This is a genomic window from Streptomyces noursei (assembly GCF_016917755.1).
GTDB classification, from domain to species: domain Bacteria; phylum Actinomycetota; class Actinomycetes; order Streptomycetales; family Streptomycetaceae; genus Streptomyces; species Streptomyces yunnanensis.
On sequence record NZ_CP070326.1, the window covers coordinates 8,718,344 to 8,739,666 of the forward strand.

Sequence of the window (21,323 nt, forward strand, 5' to 3'; positions counted from 1 at the left end):
ATGACATCCCGCTTCCTACCTTCCGTGGTCCGGAACCATCTCGCGGCGCTGCGGATGCTGCTGGTGTTCACGGTGATCACCGGCATCGCCTATCCGCTGCTCGTCACCGGCGTCGCCCAGGCGGCCTTCCCGGACCGGGCCAACGGCTCGCAGGTCAGGCAGAACGGCAAGACCGTCGGCTCCAGCCTGCTCGGCCAGAACTTCAACCTGCCCAAGAAGAATCCCGACGATCCCAAGGAGGCGGCCAAGCCCGACCCCAAGTGGTTCCAGCCTCGCCCCTCCTCGGCCGGGGACAGCGGCTACGACCCGACCAGCTCCAGCGCCTCCAACCTCGGGCCCAACAGCGATGATCTCGTCAAGTCCGTCAAGGACCGCAGGGCGGCGGTGGCCGCGTTCGACAAGGTCGACCCGAAGGACGTCCCCGCCGACGCGGTCACCGCGTCCGGCTCCGGCCTCGACCCCGACATCTCCCCGGCATACGCCTACGAGCAGGTCGAACGGGTCGCCAGGACCCGCGGCCTGAGCGCGGCGGTCGTCCGCCGGCTCGTCGCCCAGCACGTCCAGGACCGTGCCCTCGGCTTCCTCGGCGAACCTCGGGTCAACGTCATCGAGCTGAATCTGGCACTGGCCCGGCTTCGGTGAGGTGAGGGCAGCACTCGTCATGCCGTCCGGTCGGCCGCGAGCCCGCGCACGACCGGACGGCGCGGCATCCGGAGCGGGCGTGCAGCGGGCGTGCTCGTCTCCGGGGCCGTCCCCGGCGGCCGTGATGGCGAAATTGCCGCTTCCGTACACCGGGAACCCGAGTCCGCATGAGTTCCGTCAAGGCACGCGGCCGTCTCCCGGGCGGCCTGGCACGCTGTCGTCCATGAAACCGAGCACGAACCGGCGCTCGGCGGAAGGGATGACGCACCCTCCCCACGGCGGTCCGCATGCGGCCGCGTCCGGCGTCCCGCCGGCAGTACGGCTGGCAGCCGACCGTGCGGGGCTCGGCGGGCACCGTGGGACGTACCTGCCGGTGCGGCCGAATCTGCGGAGGCACCGCATAGAAGGCATTGCCACCGCGGTGAGTTGCGTGCTGGCCGCATTGGGGTTCGCCGCCGGTGTGCCGGTGCTCGGCATCCTCGGCGCCACCTGGACCTTGATGATCGGCGGACATCTCCTCCTCATCACACTGTGGTCGGGCCGGGTGGCCGCCCGGAACCGTGGCACCCGGCTGGACCTGTACGAGCACGGGCTTCTCGTGACCTACCGGCGTCGGACACGTGTGGCGCGGTACGACACGACGTCGGTTCGGCAGAAGATCGTGCACCTCGTCGCGAACCCGGCGCCGGACCAAATCGCCTACACATACCGTTTCACCGACACGACAGGCGTCGAAGTGATCCTCCGCCACGGCTTGGAGCGCCCCGAGGAGTGGGGCGAGGAGATCCAACGGGGCGTCACCGCGGCTCAGCTGCCCCGGGCCGAGGCCGCCCTCGACGCGGGAGAGCGGGTCGATTTCACGTACCTGTGGCTGTCGTCCGCGGAGATCGGCACGCGACGCCGGGCCGTCCCGTGGTCGCAAGTAGCCGAGGTCAGAGTGCGGGCCGGAATGGTCAGCATCCACATCACCGGCAGCAGACGTCCTCTGGAGACGCTTCCGATCAGCCTGATTCCGAACTACCGCGTGTTCCGCACGCTCGCCGAGCGGCTGCACCAGGCACACTCGCCGCTCGACGGGTGAAATCCTGCTCCTTGTTCACAAGCCGAACGAAGGCGTGTGCGGCGTGTGAGGCGTGCTCAACGTGGGACGTCGATGCGGAACCGCAGGCGGCAGATCACCGCGTCGGTGTAGCGGCGGATCGCGCGGTCGAGGACCGCGCCGCGCTGGTTCTGCAGCAGGCGCAGCCACACGTGGGGCAGTTCCATCTCCGGGATCAGCACCACCAAGCGGTCGTGTTCCATTTCGGCCTGGAGGGCGCGCAGGTAGTCCACGATCGGCCGGGTCAGCGATCGCGTCCGGCTGCTCAGCACGGTCAGTGGGACATTCGGATGCCACGTGTTCCACGCGTCGCGCACCTCGCCGGCGGACTTCGCGTCCTGGTCGTCGGGGTGTACGACGGTGACCGCGCGCACCTCGTCCCCGAGCGAGATCGCCGCGCTGATGGCCTGCTGGGTAAGAAGGTTGACCCCTCCTACAGGGACGATCACCAGCGAGCGGTGCTCCTCGGGTGGCCCGGGCACCTCGCCGAGATGCAGCCCGACACCGATCCGCCGGTAGGTCCGGTGGACCCACTCGAACACCGCGACCAAGAGGGCGACCGTGAGGAAGACCAGCCAACCGCCCTCACCGAATTTCGCCACCAGCTCGATGGCCAACGCCACCGTCGTCAGCGCCGCCCCCAGCGCGTTGAGAGCGGCGCGCCCCTGCCAACCGGAACCCTGCTCGATGTACCAGTGCCGGACCATGCCGATCTGGGAGATGGTGAAGCCGATGAAGACGCCGATGGCGAAGAAGGGCACCAGCGCCTGCGTGTCGCCCTCGGCACCGATCAGCAGCACGAGTGCGGCTCCCGACAACACCATCACGCCATGCCGGTAGACCTGCCGATCGGCGCGCAGCCAGAACACGTGCGGAAGGTTGTGGTCACGGGCCAGCAATGAGGTCAGCACCGGCATGCCGCCGAACGAGGTGTTCGCAGCCAGGGCCAGCAGCACCATCGTGGCGAACTGGACCACATAGAAGCCGGCGTTGTGGCCGAACGAGGCATCGGTGAGCTGCGCGAGCACGGTCTTGGTGCTGTTCGGCGCGACGTGGAACTTCCTGATCAGCAGCGAAAGACCCAACAGCATCGCACCGAGCAACGCGCCCAGCGCCACCTCCGTACGCTGCGCCCGCTTCACCCGTGGACTGCGGAACGTCGGTACCGCGTTCGCGATGGCCTCCACGCCGGTCAGCGCCGAACAGCCTGAGGCGAACGCCCGCAGCAGAAGCAGCACCCCGACACCGGAGGCCGCCGACGCGGCCGGGTGCGACGGCGCGGTCACAGGATGTGCGCGCAGCAGTCCGACCACGATTACGGCGAAGACCGCCGCGACGAAGACGACGGTCGGCACGATCATCACCTTCGCCGACTCCGCCACCCCGTACAGATTGACACCCGTGATCAGCGCCAGCACGATCACGCACAGCCAGACCCGGTCGGCGTAGAGGGCCGGAAACGCCGACGTGAGTGCGGCGACACCGGCCGAGACCGAGACCGCGACGTTCAGCACGTAGTCGATGATCAGCGAGGCTGCCGCGATCAGGCTCACCCGCCGTCCCAGATGCCGCCCGGCGACCGCGTAGGCGCCGCCGCCGTTCGGGAAGGCGGCGATGACCTGCCGGTACGAGAACGTCAGCGCCGCCAGCAGCACCACGATCGCCACCGTGACCGGCAACGTGAAGCCGAGCCCGTAACCGCCCGCCACCGCCAGCACGACCACGATCGCCTCGGGCCCGTACGCCACGGATGCCAGCGCGTCCAGTGACAGCGCGGCCAGGCCCTGCGGCACGGTCAGCCGATCCCGCTCGTGCTCACCCAACGCACCGCCGGCGGCGGCCTGGCCGCCGTCCGCACCCTCGGCGCTGGTAGACACCGCACACCACCCCGCGTCATTCCGTCCCGCCACGTTCAGGCGACCATAACGGGCGGACGAAAGCCACGAGGGAAGCCACCACGGGCCTTGGCCACTCTGCTGGCAGTGACATCGACTGACGGTGGAGAGCCGCGCGCGGCGCCTTCCCCAGGAGGGATCTCATGGTGGCCTTCGCGCGCGATGCCGTGGTCTCGTCGCTCACCGACCCTGCTCCGGCCGCCCGCCTCCGCTCGCCGCCCGATAGCGGTGCATGAGCGCGACGGCCATGGCGCCCTCGCCGACACCCGAGGCGACCCGCTTGATGGATTGGGCGCGTACGTCGCCGGCCGCGAACACCCCGGGGACGCTGGTCTCCAGGAGAAGCGGGTCGCGTTCCAGCGGCCAGGAGGCAGGCGGTTTGCCGGCGTGGAGGAGGTCGGGGCCGGTGAGGACGAAGGCGTGCCCGTCGCACTCCACCACGCCGTCCAGCCAGCCGGTGCGCGGTCGTGCACCGATGAAGGTGAAGACGAAGCGCGCCGCTTCCTCGGTCTCGGTTCCGGTGCGGTCGTTCATGAGCGTGATGCGTTCCAGGTGCTGGTCGCCGTCGAGTGCGAGGACCCGGGTGCTCACGCGTACTTCGATGTTGGTGGTTCGGTGGATCTCGTCCACCAGGTACTGCGACATACCGGCCTCCAGTGAGCCGGCACGTACGAGAACGGTGACCCTGGCCGCGTACTTGGCGAAGTGGATCGCGGCCTGACCAGCGGAGTTCGCGCCGCCGACGATGAAGACGTGGTGGGAGATACAGGAGCTGCTCTCGGTCGTGGCCGCGCCGTAGTAGAGGCCCTCGCCTTCGAAGCGGTCCGCGCCGGGGATGTCCAGGCGGTTGTACGACACCCCGGTGGAGAGCAGTACGGTCTCGGCGCTGATGTCGGAGCCGTCCGCGAGGGTGATGATGCGGGCCGGGCCGGCCGGGCGCAGTCCGACGGCCTCTACGGGGTGCAGCAACTCCGCTCCGAAGCGGCCTGCTTGACTGACCGCGCGCCGGGTGAGGTCGCCGCCTGAGAGGCCGGACGGGAAGCCCAGGTAGTTCTCGATGAGGCTGGAGGTACCGGCCTGTCCGCCGGGCGAGTCGGCGTCCAGGAGGAGGGTGGAGAGCCCTTCGGAGGCGGCGTAGACGCCGGCGGCGAGGCCAGCCGGGCCCGCGCCGATGATGACGGTGTCGTAGTGCGGGCGGGAGGCGGTGGTGGCGAGGCCGAGCTGGGTGGCGAGTTCGGCGTTACCGGGGGCCGGGAGCACGGTGCCGTCGGGGAATGCGACGAGTGGCAGTTCGGTGCTGGCGGTGGCGTGCTGGGCGAGCAGCCGTTGCCCCTCGGGGTCGGTTGCGACGTTCAGGAAGCGGAACGGCTGGCCGTTGCGGGTGAGGAAGTCGCGTACGGCGTGGGTGCGGGCCGACACGACATGGCCGGCGACGTGGATGCCCTGATAGGCGGGGCGGTAGGCGGCGAGCCAGTCGGATAGCAGGTCGTCGAGGACGGGGAAGAGCCGTTCGGCAGGCGGGTCCCAGGGCTTCATCAGGTAGTAGTCGAGCCGCACTTTGTTGATGGCGGTGATCGCTGCGTCGGTCTCGGCGTAGGCGGTGAGGAGCACCCGGCGGGCATCGGGGAAACGGCTCACCGCTTCCAGCAGGAAGTCCACCCCGGTCATGTCGGGCATGCGCTGGTCGACGAGGAAGAGTGCCGGATCGTGGCCTCGCTCGTCCAGTGTGTCCAGGACCTTCAGTGCCTCGCCGGCGGAGGACGCGCCCAGGATCCGATAGCGGTCGGCGTAGGCGCCGCGCAGGTCGCGGCGGACCGCGCGGAGCACCTGGGGATCGTCGTCCACCGCGAGGATCACCGGTTTGCGCAGTTCTCCGGACGCGGTGGGTGCCGCAGCCGCATTCGTGGCCGTCCCCGGAGCGGGGGCCGGCGTCATCGGGACGTCCCTTCGGTGGACTCGGTGAACTCTAGGAAGAGCTGGTCGGGGAAGCACCAGCCCCAGGTCTCGTCCGGCTGGTGGGAGACGACGACGGGGTGACGCGTGGACTCGTAGTGGCGGCTGGCGTGCCGGTTCCTGGAGGAGTCGCAGCAGCCGATGTGGCCGCAGGTGAGACAGCGGCGCAGATGGACCCAGTCGTCGCCGGAGCGTAGGCACTCCTGGCAGCCTTCCGCTGACGCGGTGGCCGCCACGGGGGCGATCCGATCGAGGTGTGCGCAGGTGGGCATGGTGGCCTCCGGCAGAGCCGCGGGGTGGGGTGAGGGCAAGGCAAGGGAGCGGGGCACAGCGGTGTGTGTCGTGCCGAACGCCGCTGTGCCCCGCTGAGGTGGCCGGTCCGCCGTGCTACGTCAGGGTCTCCGTGAAGTGCCGGGTCGCGAGGCCGGCGGCCTCGGTGACCTTGGCGTCCTGGTCGTAGAAGTCGAACTGGGTGCCGCTGGTCCAGACGAGCCGCTTCGGGGCGGCGAGAGCGGCGAAGAACTTCTCCGCGCCCTGCGGGATCGCGCCGTCCCGGCTGTGCACGAGCACCGTGGGTACGTTGATACGGGCCGCCGCCGGGTGCGGGTCGAACGTCAGCCAATGCGGCCAGGACATCACGGCGAACCGGTTGGTCCAGGCGGGCACGGCCCCCCGTTTCTCGTCCAGGTAGTAGTCGAAGGGGCCGAACATCGCGGCCTGGGGGTCCGTGACACTGACAGCCGGCACGTACTGCGCGGCCTCCCCCTTCTCGTACCGGGCCAGGGCGTCGAGTCCGAGGGCCGTCTTCCGTTGCACCTCATCGGCTCCTCCGTAGATGTCCCGTACGAGGTTGGCGTCGTGCAGCCAGGGCGCGATGAGCGCCAGGCTCCGTACCCGCGGGTCGTCCGCGGCGTTGACGGCGGTGTACCCGCTGCTCGCGCAGACGCCCAGGGCACCGATGCGTCCGGAGTCCACGGCCGGGTGCCGGGCGAGGTAGGTGACGGCGCTGCGGATGTCGCCGATCTTCCGGACCGGCGACTCCAGTTGGCGGGGCCGGCCCTCGGATTCGCCGAAACCGGTGAAGTCGAAGGCGAGCGCGAGGAAACCGGCCTCGGCCATCCGTCGGGCGTATACCGCGGCCATCTGCTCCTTGACTGTCGTCCAGGAGCCGGTGACGACGATCGCAGGGCGGAGGTCCTGGCCGTCGGGCCGGTACAGGGTGCCGACCAGGGTTTCGCCGTCGCTGTCGAAGGTGACCCGCTCCGTCCGTACGGTGTGCGTCATGCCGCCCTCCCGTCGATCGCCCGCAGGATCTGGGACGGGTCGGTGTAGGACTTCCAGCGCACGATCTTCCCGTCGCGCACGGTGAGGCGCTGGATGAACTCGATCTCGAAGGACTGGCCGGTCTTCTTGACCGCGGACTTCTCGTAGAGGACGCCGATGGCCTGGTCGCCCTCGACGACGAGGTCCACAAGTTCCTCGGTTCCGACGGCGACGACGTCCAGGAACACCTTCAGGCTGGCGAGCACCGCCGCCGGTCCGTGATAGGTGCCGATCCACGGCATGCGGTCGTTGTAGCCGGGCACCGGCGCGTAGTTGACCCATTCGACATCGTCGGCGAGGTAGGTCAGCGCGCGTTCGGCGTCGCCGCTGGTGAGTGCGGAGAACCAGCCGGTGGCGGTCTCCCGGGTGGTGCGGGTCATCGCATGGTCCTTTCCATGATCTGCCGGTTGCCCTTGGCCCAGTCGGCGGTCATCGTCAGCCCGTCGATCCGCCACCCCTCGGGGGTGCGCCGCAGCGTGAACCGGTAGTGCCCCCCGAGCGTCCACAGGGGGCCGCCGAGGGCGTTGGGCAGCAGGTGGGTGGCCTGGAAGTCCGCGGTGGCGACGGCGGTGTCGCCCGATATCCGCGCCAGGTGGTTGGTGATCAGGTGCTGGGTCGAGGCCAGGCCGGAGAGCAACGCCCGCCAGACGTCGATCAGTTCGTCCGCTGCCATGTCGGCCGGTTTGCCGCCGTTGAGGCTGGTGTAGTCGACGTGGACCATCTCGGCGAAGACGGCCGACCGCAGCAGCTCCCATTCGCGCTTGTCGGTGTGCCAGCACATCCGGGTGCAGACCTCGATGATGTCGAGCCGGTCGAGGAGTTCCAGGTCGCTCACCGGGCTCCCTCGCGGCCGGTGATCCAGTTCTCCTTGAGCAGCAGGGTGTGGACGTAACGCGGCTCGGTGAACAGGCTCAGGTCGGCGAGCATCTCCCGGTACTCGGGCGTCTCCCGCGCGGCCTCGAAGGCGGGCACGTCGTCGAACCAGAGCTGGTAGGCGGCGTCCAGTACGGCCTCGCCCACGCCGTAGAAGGCGTCACGGGTGTGGTTCTGGGCGTACTTGCGCAGGCCCGGGATCTTCTCGGTCAGCCGGGCGTGCCGGGTTAGGCTGCGCTCCCGGAACCCGCTGAGCGGCAGACCTTCCCGGCGTTTGACGAGGATGAGGACCTTGGTCAGGGCGTTGTCGGCGCCGTCTCCGGGCATGACGACATGGGCGTCGGTGTCCAGCACCACGGTGCGCCAGAAGGCGGCCCAACGGGGCTCGTCGAGGCGCGCGCCCTCCAGGAACTCCGGGCTCTGCAGGGAGGCGAGCTGTTCCTTCTCGTTCTCCAGCCAGATCTCGGCCACCCCGCTCCACAGCGGGTCGTCCTCGTCGCCGGGCCGGGGGATGCGGGTGTCGACGCAGTACCGCTTGATCTGCGGGATCTTGACCGCGTACCGGACCGCGTGCTGCTCGACCCAGTAGCGCTGGAACTCCTCTTCTGACATGCCGGGCTTGGGGTGGGCAAGGATGATCTGGTGGATCACGTGGTTCTCCTCGGTGGATGGGCTGGGCGGGTCAGACCCGGTAGTGGGCGTTCACGTCGTCGGCGAAGCCCAGGTAGTCGCGCAGCGGCCAGACCACCTCGAACTCCAGGTACTCGCGCATGGGCAGCCGCCCGAGCGCCGTCCTGTCGAGCTCCTCGGCCGACTCGCAGTCCACGACCGCGATGACCCGCTTCTGTGCGGCGACCTTCCAGATGCCGACGACCATGCCGGAGTCGATCGTCTCCTTGGCGTGCAGCGTCTCCTCGGCTTCGACGTCCCAGAGTTCGTCCAGGGAGATGCGTCCCTCGTGGTTCCACTTCATCTGCACGTAGAACAGCACGGTGACTCCTCGTCAGGCAGGATGGGCGGCCACGGCGACCGTCTCAGTGGTAGTGGACAGGCCGCGGGTGAGCGGATGATCCGCGCCGAGGCTCTCGCGGGCGATGTCGGCCGGTGACTTGCCGTCGTGGCCGACGAGATCCCGTCGTGCACCGGCGACGACGAGGACCCGTGCGCACTCCTCGTAGCCGTGCCAGAGGGCGTCGTGTAGCGGGGTGTAGCCATTGGTGATGCCCTGGAAGTCCAGGTCGATGCCAGGGACGCCGACCAGCAGGGCGGTGATTCCGGCATGGCCGTTGTAGACGGCCTTGTGCAGCGGTACGGCGCCGAAGGTCGGTTCGGTGGCGTTGACGTCGGCGCCGGCGGCGATCAGTTCCCGGGCGATCTCCTCGTGGCCGTCCCGGCAGGCCACCAGCAGGGGGGTGTGGCCGTCGTTGAAGCCGTTGACCACCGGGAAGCGGGCGTCCACCTCGGCGCCCTCGGAGAGCCTGCGCCGCACGGCGTCGAGGTCGCCGGCGACCACCGCGCCCATCAGCTTCTGCGCCTCTGCCGCCGCCGCGTCGCTCTGGTTACGGTCCTTCAGCAGGCGTTCGGCGGCGAGCAGTTTGTCCTTGCCGCGGGTGTTGACGTTCAGCTCGTACTCGAAGTGCTCCCGCATCGAGAAGCCGTAGTGCGTCGACAAGTTCAGGCCCGCGTGGTGGTCCAGGAGCACGGCCACGACGTCCGGCCACTTGTACCAGAGGGCGTCCATCAGCGGGGTGTGTCCCGTGGTAGCCGCCACGGCGTCCACGAAAGCGCCGGCATCCAGCAGCACGCGGACGGTGTCGGAATCGCCACCCTGGACGGCCTTGTGCAGGGCCGTCCCACCGCCGCGGGAGTCCGCGGTGTACACGTCGGCGCCGGCCGCCAGGAGCAGCCGTACGGTTGCCGCGTCACCTCGTCCCGCCGCGATCATCAAGGCGGTCAGCCCGCCGGCGGTGTCACGGGCGCTCGGATCGGCCCCGCGGCGGAGGAGGGCGGAGACTCTTTCGGCGTCGCCGTCCTGCACTGCGGCTATGAATTCCTCGCGGGTTGGAGTCGTCATCCTTTTCCTGCCTTCTTTCGGCATGAGTCGGCGAACGGAGGCTAGCCGGGAGCCCCGCTATCCCATGCGGCAACCTGACAAACTCCCGCTTGTTACTGCGGAGTCTTGACGTGCGGCGGTCACGACCTCACCAAGTCATGGCGACCTCACAAACTGCTTACGATTTCCTTTGACAGTCCGTTCGCCACTGGACCAGTGTCGATGCCAGACATCGACCGACCACGTCGGAGGATTCACGTGAAGCACATTCTGATCGTTCTCTCCGAGTACGGATACTGGGCCGAGGAATTGGTGGGACCGCTCCGCGAGTTCGATGAGCGCGGATACCGGGTCACCTTCGCGACGCCCACCGGAAAGCGCGCCCACGCCCTTCCGCCGAGCCTCGACGAGGAGTACGTCGACCCGCCGCTCGGCCGCTCCGTGACCACCGCCGAAGTCGCCACGCTGGGCCGGCAGGTGGAGAGCGGAAACCGGCTCGACAATCCGCTGAGCCTCGCCGGGTGGATCCCCGAACGCCCCTACACCAGCGCCCCCGATTACCTCCGTGAACTGGAGCGGTACCACCAGTCGCTGGAGCGGGTCGCCACCGGTGCGGGCCAGTACGACGCACTGCTCATCGTCGGTGGCAGCGGGCCCATCGTCGACCTCGCCAACAACGAGCGGCTGCACGACCTGATCCTGGCGTTCGTGCGGGCCGGCAAGCCGGTCGGTGCCGAGTGCTACGGCGTCGCCTGCCTCGCCTTCGCCCGCGACTGGGACGACCGCAGGAGCATCATCTGGGGCAAACACGTCACCGGCCACTGCAAGGAGTACGACTACAAGGACGGCACCGGATTCCTCGGTACCGACTTCGTGATGGGCCCGCCGCCGTACCCCCTGGAGTACATCCTGCGCGATGCGACGGGCCCCGATGGCGCCTACCACGGGAATTTCGGAAAGCCGCTCTCGGTGATCGTCGATTTTCCGTTCATCACTGGCCGTTCCACTCCCGACTCCTTCCTGACCGGCCGGAAAATGGTCGAGGTTCTGGAGGACGGACTCACTCGTTTCGGCTGGTAGCAGACCGAACACCTGCGGCGGGGCCGTTGAGAATTCACGGGCTCGTAACAACCTGGCAAGAGACCCGGAAGACGGACCACGGGAGTATGCGATGGCAGGCAAGTCTGGGAATGTCAAACTCATCGAGCAATTTAAAGCCGATGGTCTCGATGTTATGTTCGGAAATCCTGGAACCGTGGAACAGGGTCTGCTCGACGCGGCCGAACAGACCCCGGGGTTCCAGTACGTGCTGGCGCTCCAGGAGACCGTTGCGGCCGGCATCGCGGACGGTTACGCCCGGGCGACGGGCCGGGCGGCACTGCTGCAACTGCACAGCGGGGTCGGCCTGGGCAACGCGATCGGCATGCTCTACCAGTCGATGCGCGGGCACACCCCGCTCGTCGCCATCGCCGGCGACGCCGGGGTGCGATACGACGCCATGGACTCCCAGATGGCGGCCGATCTCGTCGCCATGGCGCGCCCGGTGACCAAGTACGCGACCCGGGTGACCGATCCGCGCTCGCTGCTGCGGGTGGTGCGCCGGGCCGTGAAGACCGCCCTGACCCCGCCGCGAGGCCCGGTCTTCGTCGCCCTGCCGATGGACGTGCTCGACGAGCTCAATGACGAGCCCGTTGTCGCCTCCACCGTCCCTGTCACCGTCTCCGCCCCGCCGACGGAGACGGTGACCCGGGCCGCGCGACTGCTCGCGGCCGGACAGCGCCCGCTGATCCTGGCCGGCGACGGCGTCTCCCTCGCCGGAGCTCAGCGGCAACTCACCGATGTGGCGGAGCTGTTGGGTGCAGACGTCTGGTGCGTCGACTCGTCCGAGGTGAACTTTCCGGCCTCGCATCCGCTCCACCGCGGCCAGCTGGGCCATATGTTCGGCGAGCGGAGCGCCGCCGCGGTGGCGGAGGCGGACGCCGTGCTGATCGTGGGCACATACCTCTTCCCCGAGGTCTTTCCCCGGCTCAGCAGCCCCTTCCGGCCCGATGCCCGGATCGTCCACATCGACCTCGACGCCTACGAGATCGCCAAGAACTTCCCGGTCGACCTCGGCGTGGTCGCGGACCCGCGGCCGGCTCTCGCGGCGCTCGTCGCCGAGCTGCCCGGCCGGCTGAGCCCCGGCCAGCGCAAGGCGGCCGCCCAGCGGCTGGCCGTTCGCAAGGAAGCGCGACAGCTCAGTCTGCGCGAAGTGCCGCCCGGCGGCTCGACGCTGGAGTGCTTCGTGCGGGAACTCGCCCGCCGCGCGGGGGACGACCTGATCGTGTTCGACGAGGCCCTCACCTCCTCGCCCACCGTGGTCCAGCACCTGCCCCCCGACCGGCCCGGCGACTACTTCCTCACCCGCGGCGGCTCCCTCGGCGTCGGCATCCCCGGCGCGGTGGGGGCCAAGCTCGCCCACCCCGGCCGCACTGTGGTCGGCTTCACCGGCGACGGCGGGGCGATGTACACCTACCAGGCCCTGTGGACCGCGGCCCGGTATGGCATCGACGCGAAGTTCGTGGTCTGCAACAACCGCAAGTACCAGCTGCTCGACGACAACATCGCGCAGTACTGGAAAGAACGGGACATCCCCCGGCACGACTTCCCGTCCTCCTTCGACCTGTCCCGCCCCGACATCCGCTTCGCCGACCTGGCCCGCTCCCTGGGCGCCGACGGCGTACGCATCGAGAAACCCGAGGAGGCCGCGGACGCGGTCGCGCGGATGCTCGCCGCCACGGGGCCCTTCCTGGTCGACCTCCAGATCTGACCGACACCCGAGGAGTCCTGTCATGCCGGAGGCCCCCGCCGCCCGCGGGCTCACCGAACAGGCCGTCCGTGCGTTGGCCGAGCAGTGGTACGCCGCTCTCGACCGCCACGACGAGTTGGGCGAGATGACGAAGTTCGTCGTCGATCACGGACTGGTGATGCGGTTCCCCGAGGGCACCTTTCGGGGGCAGGCAGGCTTCGCCGAGTGGTACGCCGCCGTCTCGCACCGGTTCTTCGACGAGAAGCACACGGTGGCCGGCACCCGGACCGTCATCGACGGTGCCCATGCCCGCATCCGTGTCCGCGTCAACTGGCAGGCCAGGACGTGGCAGCCGCCGGCCGCCAGGAGCGAGTGGCTCGGCTTCGACGCCGACCAGACCTGGATCGTGGTCGCCGGCCGCAACGGAGAGGCTCCGCGGATCAAGTCCTATATCTGCAACGTGCTGGAGCCGATGCCGGGCTCCGCCGCCCTGTGAGGAGATGAGGCGCGTGAAGGACACCCGGGACGTGCTGGCCCGCTACTACGTGTATGCCAACGCCGGTGACTGGGACCGCTGGTGCGACCTGTTCGCCGCGGACATGGTGATGGACGAGCAGCTCGCCGGCCGGATCGAGGGCCGCGACACGCTCCGCTCGATGATGGCCGGCATGGAGGAGCTGTACTCCTCCTTCGAGAACATCCCCTCGCACTTCCTGGTCGACGGCGACGAGGCCGCGGTGGTCTCCCACATCTCCGCACGCAGTGCCTCGGGAGCACCGATCGAGGCGGCGGCCATGAACTACTTCCGGATCGAGAACGGGCTCATCACCTACCTGGCCAACCACCACGACACGCTGCCGTTCCAGGTGCTCTCCCAGAGCTAGCACCGTGCAGGGAACGCCCGGAGAGGCCCATGAAGGAAGAGTTCGACTACATCGTCGTCGGAGCGGGCACGGCCGGCAGCGTGCTGGCCGCCCGGCTGACCGAGGACCCCGAGGTACGCGTCCTGCTGCTGGAGGCCGGCACCGGCCGTATCCCCTGGGAGGTGGACGACCCCACCGCCTGGCTCCGACTGCTCGGCGGCCGGATCGACTGGCGCTACCGCAGCACTCCGCAGCCGGGCCTGGGCGGTCGGGTGACCCGGGAACCGCGTGGTCGCGCGGTGGGCGGCAGCAGCAACCTCTATCTCATGATGCACGTCCGCGGTCACCCCTCGGACTTCGACAACTGGGCCTACCAGGGCGCCGCGGGCTGGGCCTACCAGGACGTTCGGCCGTACTTCGAGCGGCTGGCGGTCCCCTCGTCCGCCTCCGCGGCCCACCACGACCCCAACCCTGCCTCCCGGGCCTTCCTCGACGCCTGCGCCGAGCTGGGCCATGAGACGGTGGCGGACTTCAACTTCAGCGCAGGCGTCATGCAGGGCGCCGGGTGGCACCACCTCGATGTCGTCGACGGGCGGCGCCACGGTGCCCTCGCCGCCTACCTGGAGCCGGCCCTCGGCCGTCCCAACCTCACTCTGCGCTGCAACGCCCAGGCCGTCGGGCTCGTCGTGGAGGGGGACACCTGTATGGGTGTGGAGTATCTCCAACGTCCGGAGCAGCCTGGCACCGACGGCCGGGAGGTCCGGGACGCGCACGGCGAGCCGGTCCGGCCGGGCCTGCACCAGGCATGCGCCGCGGGCGAGGTGATCCTCGCGGCAGGCGCGATCGAGTCCCCCAAGCTTCTGATGCTCTCCGGCCTCGGCGGACCGGACCACCTCCGAGACGTCGGCATCGAGGTGACGGCCGCCCTGCCCGGAGTAGGGGAGAACTTCCACAACCATGTGCTCACGGCCGTCATGACCGAGTCCCGCACCGCGGTTCCGGCGGCCCGCCAGAACCTCTCCGAGAGCGCGCTGTTCACCACCTCCGCGGACGGACTGCCCGCCCCCGACCTCCAACTGGCCTTCGTCCACACACCGTTCGACAACTCCGTCGCCGGGGAGCACCCCGACACGGTGAGCATCCTGCCCGGCGTGGTGCGCCCGGCCTCGCGCGGCTGGGTCCGGCTCCCCCACGCGGATCCGCTCGCCAGGCCCTTGGTCAACCCCAACTACCTCGCCGACCGCTCCGATGTGGAGCGTCTCGTACAGGGCGTGCGGCTGGCCCGGGAGATCACCGCCACCGCGGCCTTCTCCCCCTGGAACAAGCAGGAGCTCCGGCCTGGACCCGCGCTCACCTCCGACCCCGACCTCCGTGCCTTCGTCCGGCGCACCGCGGACAGCTACCACCACCAAGCCGGCTCCTGCCGGATGGGCGTCGACGACCTCTCGGTGGTGGATCCGCAGCTGCGCGTCCACGGCGTGCGGGGGCTGCGGGTGGCGGACGCGAGCGTGATGCCCGCGGTGCCGTCCGGCAACCCGCACACCGCCGTCGTGATGATCGCCGAAAAGGCGGCCGACCTGATCAGGGGAGTGACCCATGACTGATGTGGCGCTCAGGGAAGGACCTCTCTCCGGCACCCGGATCGCGGTGCTGATGGAGAGCGACTTCTACGAGCCCGAGATCTTCTACTACCGCCACCGGTTCGCGGAGGAGGGAGCCAGGGTCGACTTCCTCACCCGGTTGTGGGGGCAGCCCGGCCTGACCTTCACCGGCCACGAGTACCGGGCCCCGTTCACCGTCGACCGGGGTCTGGAAGGGCTCACTGCCGCGGAGCTAAGCGAGTACGCCGCCGTGATCGTGCCCTCCGGCATGGTGGCCGACCGGCTGCGCTACACCGAGGACGTGGACCGCCTGGCACCCGCCGCCGATCTGCTGCGCCGCGCGTTCGCCGAGCCGGGGGTGGTCAAGGGGATCATCTGCCACGGCCTGTGGCTGGCCTCCTCCATCCCGCAGGCGGTGCGCGGCCGCAAGGTCGTCTGCCACAACAACCTGGTCGGCGACGTACGGAACATGGGCGCCGCGTACGTGGACCAGGACGTCGTCGTCGACGGCGACCTGGTCACCGGCCGCACGGGCGAGCACCACCACCTCTTCGCCCGGACCCTTATCGATCTCCTGATCCAGAGGAAGCCCCGCTGATGCACTGGGCACACGTCGGCCTCAACTGCCGCGACCAGCAGCTGACCGAGGACTTCTACACCCGCTGGTTCGGCTTCCACCGGGCGCGTGTGGTACCGGTCGGCGACCGGCAGATCGTCTTCCTCCGCAACGGCGGCGCCTACCTCGAACTCTTCCCGGCCCGCGAGGTATCCGCCGGCCAGGACCAGAATGCCCCCGGCCGGGCCGACGGGCCGCCGCATCCCGGCAGCATCCGCCACCTCGCCTTCCAGACCGACAGCGTCGAGGACTTCCTCGCCGCCCTGGGCGACGAGGCCGAGGTGACGCTCGGGCCACTGGCCTTCGACGACGTCATTCCGGGCTGGCGGTCCGTGTGGCTGCGCGACCCCGACGGCGTGATCGTCGAGGTCGGCCAGGGATTCCGGGACCAGGACGCGATCGACCTCGATGCGGCACCCCTCAAGGAAAGGGACGGCTCACTCCATGCCTGACATACCTGACGCGGTGAACTTCACCTTCTCCGACACCATCGCCGGCCGGGTCGTCGCGTACGACCCCGAGGCCCGACGCGTTCGCCTGGCCACCGCGGACGAACGGGAAGTCGACGTCACGCTCACCGACGAGGTGGTCGCCGAACTCCTGCGCAATCTGGAGGAGCCGTACGCGGACGCCGGCAGCCACCTCGATGCGATGCTCGAACCCGGCCGCTTCCTCTTCGTGTACGCGATCTTCTACCCCCAGGGCGACCGGACCCTGATCGAGGCGAAGCGGCTGATCTTCCCCGGTCGGCGCTCCGGCACCTACCGGTTCGAGGAAACCGACTGGTGGACACGGCAGTTGGTGAGCATCGCCGACTTCCACCGCCGGGCCCAGTTCGGCGACGGACCGGTGGACTACGCCCAGTACCGGACCATGCTGAAGCTCGGCGGCGAGAAGACCGGCAGCCACGTCCAGGAGACCGACACCATCTCCCGGATGGTCTACGGCATGGCCACGGTCTTCCTGCTGACCGGCCGGGACGAGTACCTGGAGATCGCGGAGCGCGGCACCGAATACCTGCGCGAGCACATGCGCGTGGTCGACCCCGAGGAAGACGTCGTCTACTGGTACCACGGTGTCAGCGTCGATGGTGACACCGAGAAGAAGCTGTACACCTCGGAGTTCTCCGACGACTACGACGCCATTCCCGCGTACGAGCAGATCTACGCGCTCGCCGGACCTGTGCAGACCTACCGGATCACCGCCGACCCCCGGATCAGGAGCGACGTCGACGGGACCCTGCGACTGTTCGACCGGTTCTTCCTCGACCGGGAACAGGGCGGGTACTTCTCGCACATCGACCCGATCCTCTTCCGCCCCGACCACGAGTCCCTGGGGCCGAACGCGTCGCGCAAGAACTGGAACTCGGTGGGCGACCATGCCCCCGCCTACCTGGTCAACCTCTACCTGGCCACCGGCGAGGACCGGCACGCCGAGATGCTGGAGTACACCTTCGACACCATCGTCGAGCGCTTCCCGGACCGCAAGAACAGCCCCTTCGTGCAGGAGCGGTTCCACCGCGACTGGTCGCCCGACACCACCCACGGCTGGCAGCAGGACCGTGCGGTCGTCGGCCACAACCTCAAGATCGCCTGGAACCTGATGCGGATGCACTCGCTGCGTCCCAAGCCCGCATACGTCGACACGGCCGTCTCCATAGGCGAGTTGATGCCCGCGGTCGGCAGCGACCGCCAACGCGGCGGGTGGTACGACGTCGTGGAGCGGATCCTCCGAGCCGGCGAGACGTCCCACCGCTTCGCCTGGCACGACCGCAAGGCGTGGTGGCAGCAGGAGCAGGCGATCCTCGCCTACCTGATCCTCAACGGGATCACCGGGCGGGACGACTTCCTGTCCGAAGCACGCCGGGCGGAGTCCTTCTACAACGCCTTCTTCCTCGACCACGACGAGGGCGCCGTCTACTTCAACGTGCTCGCCTCCGGCCTGCCGTATCTACTTGGCACGGAACGGCTCAAGGGCAGCCACTCCATGTGCATGTACCACACCACCGAGCTGTGCTACCTCGCCGCCGTCTACAACAACCTGCTCATCCACGGCCAGCCGATGGACTTCTGGTTCAAGCCGGATCCGGCCGGACTGGAAGGCGGAGTGCTGCGCGTCGCCCCCGATCTGCTGCCCCCGGGGTCGGTGCGGATCGCCGAGGTCGAGACCGATGGCAACCCGTACTACGACTACGACGCCAATGCGCTCACGGTGCGCCTGCCGCAGTCCGCGGACCGGATCAAGGTACGCGTGCGCCTCCAGCCGGCTCAGCCGGCCCGGGCCACGGAGTCGCGGTCATGATGCACGAGGTGGCAGTCCGGTCCTCCGACCAGGACGGCGTCACGGTCGTGGAACTCGAAGGCGAGATCACCAGCGTGACCTCGGCCGCACTCCAGGAGCGGATCCTGCCGCTCATCGGGCGCAGCCGCACCACCCTCATCGACCTCTCCCAGGTCCCCTACATCTCCAGCGCCGGACTGCGCACCCTGCTCCTGGTGCACCGGCGGGCACTGCGGGAGCAGACCCGCACCATCCTGGTCGGGTTGTCGGAGGAGGTCCGGTTCGTGATGTCCTCCACTGGATTCCTGGGCTTCTTCGACATCCGCGACAAGGCCGCCTGCGACCCGGGAGCCCTGCGCGAATGACCACCGCCGACAACCGTGTACGCATCGACGCCTACCCCACCCACCGCATCGCCGGCCACCACGTCCGGGCCGGCAGCCCGCTGCCCTTCGGCGCCTGTCTCGTTCCCGGCGGGATCAACTTCTCCGTCTACTCCGACCGCGCCACCCGGATGTGGCTCGTCCTCTTCGAGCCCGGCGCGCGGGAACCGCTGGCCGAGCTGGAATTCCCCCCTTCGTTCCGCATCGGCAGCGTCTACGCCATGACCGTCTTCGGGCTGGACGCCGAGAGCCTGGAGTACGGGTTCCGCGCCGACGGCCCGTTCGACCCGGAGCGCGGCGACCGCTTCGACGCCACCCGCGTCCTCACCGATCCGTACGCACGGCTCATCTCTGGACGCGACGAGTGGGGTGCCGAACCGGATCGCGACCGCCCCTGTCCCTACCGCTCCCGGACGGTCCTCGACGACTTCGACTGGGGCGACGACGCGCCCCTGCGCCTCCCGGCCCACGACCTGGTCGTCTACGAGCTCCATGTGCGCGGCTTCACCCGCCACCCGTCGTCCGGGGTGACCGCCCCGGGCACCTACGCGGGACTACGGGAGAAGATCCCGTATCTGAAGGAGCTGGGCGTCAACTGCGTCGAACTCATGCCGGTCTTCGAGTTCGACGAGCACGACAACCCGCGCAGCGACCCGGCGACCGGCGAACCCCTCCTCGACTACTGGGGCTACAACACCATCGGCTTCCTCGCCCCGAAGGCCGGCTATGCCGCGACCGGCCGCTTCGGTATGCAGGCCGACGAGTTCAAGGCGCTGGTCAAGGAGTTGCACGCGGCCGGCATCGAAGTCGTCCTAGACGTCGTCTTCAACCACACGGCGGAAGGCAACGAACAGGGCCCGACGATCTCCTTCCGCGGCCTCGACAACGCCACGTACTACATGCTCACGCCGGCCGGCGACTACTACAACTTCAGCGGCACCGGCAACACCGTCAACTGCAACCACCCCGTCGTCCGCGACTTCGTCCTCAACTGCCTGCGCCACTGGGTCTCCCAGTACCACATCGACGGCTTCCGCTTCGACCTGGCGGCCATCCTCGACCGGGCACCCGACGGCACCCCGCTGGCCAACCCGCCGCTGCTGGAACAGCTCGCCCACGACCCCGTCCTGCGCCACTGCAAGCTGATCGCGGAGGCATGGGACGCCGCCGGCCTCTACGAGGTGGGGGCCTTCCCCGCTTACGGCCGCTGGGCGGAGTGGAACGGCAAGTACCGCGACGCGGTGCGCCGGTTCCTCCGAGGCGACCCGGGCACCGTCGGCGAGCTGGCCACCCGGATCGCCGGCTCACCCGACCTCTACACCGGTCGCGGCACCACTGCCTCGGTCAACTTCGTCACGGCGCACGACGGCTTCACCCTGCACGATCTGGTCTCGTACGACACCAAGCACAACGAGGCCAACGGGGAGGGCAACACCGACGGAGCCGACGACAACCACAGCTGGAACTGCGGCGTCGAGGGGCCCACCGACGACCCGGACGTCCTGCGACTGCGCATACGGCAGATGAAGAACGCCATGGCTGTCCTGCTCACCAGCCAGGGCATTCCCATGCTGCTGGCGGGCGACGAGACGGCACGCACCCAGTCCGGCAACAACAACACCTACTGCCAGGACAACGAGCTGTCCTGGTTCGACTGGAACCGGCGCGACACCTATGCGGAGCTGCACCGGTTCGTCCGCTGCCTGATCGCCTTCCGGCACGCGCATCCGCTGCTGCGCAGCCCCTGCCACCCAGGCGGGCCCGCTCCGGACGCCGCAGGGCCCGCCGACATCAGCTGGCACGGCGTACGGGCCTGGCAACCCGACTGGTCCGCGGAGAGCCGGCTGCTGGCACTGATGCGCTCCGGCGACGAGCAGATCTACGTGGCGATGAACGCCCACTGGGAACCCCACGACCTCGAACTGCCGCGGCCGGAACCCGGAACGGAGTGGCACCTGGTCGTGGACACCGCCGCCGAGCCTACGCAGGACATCCGCGATCCGGGCGAGGAGATGCCCCTGGAGGTCCCCGGGCACTACCGGATCGCGCCGCGCTCGACGGTGATCCTGCTCGCCCGTCCCTGACCACGACCCCGACGCACTGACCTCACCCGTACCGAGGACAACCCCACCGGCCCGCACAGAAAGCGCAGACCCGCCATGCCCTTCTCCGTTTCAGTCACCACCTCGGCCGATACCGCGACCATCGAACTCAGCGGTGAACTGGACGCCGCCAGCGCGCCCGCCTTCCACGACACGATCGAGAAGGCCGCGGCCGCCGGCGTCGGGCACGTAGCCATCAAGGCCCACCACCTCACCTACATGGCCAGCGCCGGACTGCGCTCCCTCGTCTTCGCCCGGCAGAAGATGGGCGAAGACGTGCGGATCACCGTGGCCGGCGCCACCGCGCCCGTGGCCCGCACGATCCGGCAGGCCGGCTTCGACCGCAGCGTCACCCTCGTCGACGAGTGACGGCGAACCGGCCATGCAGCTGAACGCCCTGTGCCTGCCGGCCACACTGGCCTCCCTCGACGAGATCGCGTGCTACGTGCTGGACCTCGCCGGGCAGGCCGGGCTCCCGGACGAGCCCTCCTACCGTTTACGCCTGGCCGCCGACGAACTGGCCACCAACGTGGTCATGCACGGCTACCGCGAAAGCCCGGGCGAACTGCGCATCGTCGGCGGCATGGACGAGGACACCGTCTGGATCCGTATGGAGGACGACGCGCCCCGCTTCGACCCCGGCGCCAACCGCGTGCCACCGCAGACCCAGCTGCCCCTGGCACAGCGCACCATCGGGGGCCTGGGAATCCATCTGGCCCTCACCTCCCTGGACGACTTCAGCCACAGCTACGCCGACGATCACAACAGCAGCACCCTGGTGATCCGGCGCCATGACCACGACGACCGTCCCGACGACCGGTGCGGCGACGACCCCACCCCGAAGTGAGGCGG

The 21,323-nt window shown here is 69.2% G+C and carries 23 protein-coding genes; 14 read left to right on the top strand and 9 right to left on the bottom strand.

All coding sequences use genetic code 11. The features are described from left to right. Both kdpC and JNO44_RS37930 read left to right on the top strand, forming a co-directional pair. Nucleotides 1-642 carry a potassium-transporting ATPase subunit KdpC gene (gene kdpC, locus JNO44_RS37925; protein WP_205368539.1) on the top strand — a complete coding sequence of 214 codons (642 nt, stop codon included), beginning with the start codon at nucleotides 1-3 and terminating at the stop codon, nucleotides 640-642. Nucleotides 643-901: 259 nt separating this feature from the next. Beyond that, nucleotides 902-1,723, top strand: coding sequence for a DUF6585 family protein (locus tag JNO44_RS37930; RefSeq protein WP_338058619.1), 822 nt, complete (start codon nucleotides 902-904; stop codon nucleotides 1,721-1,723). A 56-nt stretch (nucleotides 1,724-1,779) separates the two neighbouring features. Here JNO44_RS37930 and JNO44_RS37935 read toward each other — a convergent pair whose 3' ends face one another. The 9 genes from JNO44_RS37935 to JNO44_RS37975 form a co-directional block, all read right to left on the bottom strand. Then, nucleotides 1,780-3,618: an APC family permease gene (locus JNO44_RS37935; RefSeq protein ID WP_205368541.1), complete on the bottom strand. Its 1,839-nt coding sequence runs from the start codon at nucleotides 3,616-3,618 to the stop codon at nucleotides 1,780-1,782. A 198-nt stretch (nucleotides 3,619-3,816) separates the two neighbouring features. Further along, nucleotides 3,817-5,571, bottom strand: a complete 1,755-nt coding sequence (locus JNO44_RS37940; RefSeq protein WP_205368542.1) for an NAD(P)/FAD-dependent oxidoreductase — start codon at nucleotides 5,569-5,571, stop codon at nucleotides 3,817-3,819. After that, nucleotides 5,568-5,861, bottom strand: a complete 294-nt coding sequence (locus JNO44_RS37945) for a UBP-type zinc finger domain-containing protein (RefSeq protein WP_205368543.1) — start codon at nucleotides 5,859-5,861, stop codon at nucleotides 5,568-5,570. The genes JNO44_RS37940 and JNO44_RS37945 overlap by 4 nt, the downstream gene beginning before the upstream one ends. 115 nt (nucleotides 5,862-5,976) lie before the next feature. Then, nucleotides 5,977-6,873, bottom strand: coding sequence for an alpha/beta hydrolase (locus tag JNO44_RS37950; RefSeq protein WP_205368544.1), 897 nt, complete (start codon nucleotides 6,871-6,873; stop codon nucleotides 5,977-5,979). Beyond that, a complete protein-coding gene (locus JNO44_RS37955) occupies nucleotides 6,870-7,292 on the bottom strand; it encodes a nuclear transport factor 2 family protein (protein WP_205368545.1) in 423 nt (140 codons plus the stop codon). The genes JNO44_RS37950 and JNO44_RS37955 overlap by 4 nt, the downstream gene beginning before the upstream one ends. Further along, a complete protein-coding gene (locus JNO44_RS37960; protein WP_205368546.1) occupies nucleotides 7,289-7,747 on the bottom strand; it encodes a nuclear transport factor 2 family protein in 459 nt (152 codons plus the stop codon). Before JNO44_RS37960 ends, JNO44_RS37955 begins: the two co-directional genes overlap by 4 nt. Then, nucleotides 7,744-8,436 (bottom strand): EthD domain-containing protein, encoded by a 693-nt coding sequence (locus JNO44_RS37965; protein ID WP_205368547.1) that lies wholly within the window; start codon nucleotides 8,434-8,436, stop codon nucleotides 7,744-7,746. The genes JNO44_RS37960 and JNO44_RS37965 overlap by 4 nt, the downstream gene beginning before the upstream one ends. Nucleotides 8,437-8,467: 31 nt before the next feature. Further along, a complete protein-coding gene (locus JNO44_RS37970; RefSeq protein ID WP_205368548.1) occupies nucleotides 8,468-8,776 on the bottom strand; it encodes a muconolactone Delta-isomerase family protein in 309 nt (102 codons plus the stop codon). Between the two features lie 12 nt (nucleotides 8,777-8,788). Then, on the bottom strand, nucleotides 8,789-9,859 hold the full coding sequence (locus tag JNO44_RS37975; RefSeq protein WP_240167849.1) for an ankyrin repeat domain-containing protein: 1,071 nt from the start codon (nucleotides 9,857-9,859) through the stop codon (nucleotides 8,789-8,791). 201 nt (nucleotides 9,860-10,060) lie between these two features. Here JNO44_RS37975 and JNO44_RS37980 point away from each other — a divergent pair, with 201 nt between their 5' ends. The 12 genes from JNO44_RS37980 to JNO44_RS38035 all read left to right on the top strand — a co-directional run bounded on the left by JNO44_RS37980 (nucleotide 10,061) and on the right by JNO44_RS38035 (nucleotide 21,318). Beyond that, complete coding sequence (locus JNO44_RS37980) at nucleotides 10,061-10,918, top strand: type 1 glutamine amidotransferase domain-containing protein (protein WP_205368550.1); 858 nt, start codon at nucleotides 10,061-10,063, stop codon at nucleotides 10,916-10,918. Between the two features lie 91 nt (nucleotides 10,919-11,009). After that, nucleotides 11,010-12,647 carry a thiamine pyrophosphate-binding protein gene (locus tag JNO44_RS37985; protein ID WP_205368551.1) on the top strand — a complete coding sequence of 546 codons (1,638 nt, stop codon included), beginning with the start codon at nucleotides 11,010-11,012 and terminating at the stop codon, nucleotides 12,645-12,647. A gap of 22 nt (nucleotides 12,648-12,669) precedes the next feature. After that, on the top strand, nucleotides 12,670-13,122 hold the full coding sequence (locus tag JNO44_RS37990; RefSeq protein WP_205368552.1) for a nuclear transport factor 2-like protein: 453 nt from the start codon (nucleotides 12,670-12,672) through the stop codon (nucleotides 13,120-13,122). A 13-nt stretch (nucleotides 13,123-13,135) separates the two neighbouring features. Then, on the top strand, nucleotides 13,136-13,510 hold the full coding sequence (locus JNO44_RS37995) for a nuclear transport factor 2 family protein (RefSeq protein WP_240167851.1): 375 nt from the start codon (nucleotides 13,136-13,138) through the stop codon (nucleotides 13,508-13,510). 29 nt (nucleotides 13,511-13,539) lie between these two features. Beyond that, nucleotides 13,540-15,093, top strand: a complete 1,554-nt coding sequence (locus JNO44_RS38000) for a GMC family oxidoreductase (RefSeq protein ID WP_205368554.1) — start codon at nucleotides 13,540-13,542, stop codon at nucleotides 15,091-15,093. Then, the gene (locus JNO44_RS38005) at nucleotides 15,086-15,688 is read left to right on the top strand and encodes a DJ-1/PfpI family protein (protein WP_205368555.1); all 603 of its coding nucleotides are present in this window, start codon (nucleotides 15,086-15,088) and stop codon (nucleotides 15,686-15,688) included. Before JNO44_RS38000 ends, JNO44_RS38005 begins: the two co-directional genes overlap by 8 nt. After that, entirely contained in the window at nucleotides 15,688-16,158 is a 471-nt protein-coding gene (locus JNO44_RS38010) for a VOC family protein (RefSeq protein ID WP_205368556.1), read from the top strand. The genes JNO44_RS38005 and JNO44_RS38010 overlap by 1 nt, the downstream gene beginning before the upstream one ends. Next, on the top strand, nucleotides 16,151-18,007 hold the full coding sequence (locus JNO44_RS38015) for an AGE family epimerase/isomerase (protein WP_240167852.1): 1,857 nt from the start codon (nucleotides 16,151-16,153) through the stop codon (nucleotides 18,005-18,007). The genes JNO44_RS38010 and JNO44_RS38015 overlap by 8 nt, the downstream gene beginning before the upstream one ends. Next, the gene (locus tag JNO44_RS38020; protein WP_240167853.1) at nucleotides 18,004-18,351 is read left to right on the top strand and encodes an STAS domain-containing protein; all 348 of its coding nucleotides are present in this window, start codon (nucleotides 18,004-18,006) and stop codon (nucleotides 18,349-18,351) included. Before JNO44_RS38015 ends, JNO44_RS38020 begins: the two co-directional genes overlap by 4 nt. Continuing rightward, on the top strand, nucleotides 18,348-20,453 hold the full coding sequence (gene glgX, locus JNO44_RS38025; protein ID WP_205368557.1) for a glycogen debranching protein GlgX: 2,106 nt from the start codon (nucleotides 18,348-18,350) through the stop codon (nucleotides 20,451-20,453). The genes JNO44_RS38020 and glgX overlap by 4 nt, the downstream gene beginning before the upstream one ends. Before the next feature lie 75 nt (nucleotides 20,454-20,528). Then, on the top strand, nucleotides 20,529-20,840 hold the full coding sequence (locus tag JNO44_RS38030) for an STAS domain-containing protein (protein ID WP_205368558.1): 312 nt from the start codon (nucleotides 20,529-20,531) through the stop codon (nucleotides 20,838-20,840). 13 nt (nucleotides 20,841-20,853) lie between these two features. Continuing rightward, nucleotides 20,854-21,318 carry an ATP-binding protein gene (locus tag JNO44_RS38035; protein ID WP_205368559.1) on the top strand — a complete coding sequence of 155 codons (465 nt, stop codon included), beginning with the start codon at nucleotides 20,854-20,856 and terminating at the stop codon, nucleotides 21,316-21,318. Nucleotides 21,319-21,323 lie beyond the last annotated feature (5 nt).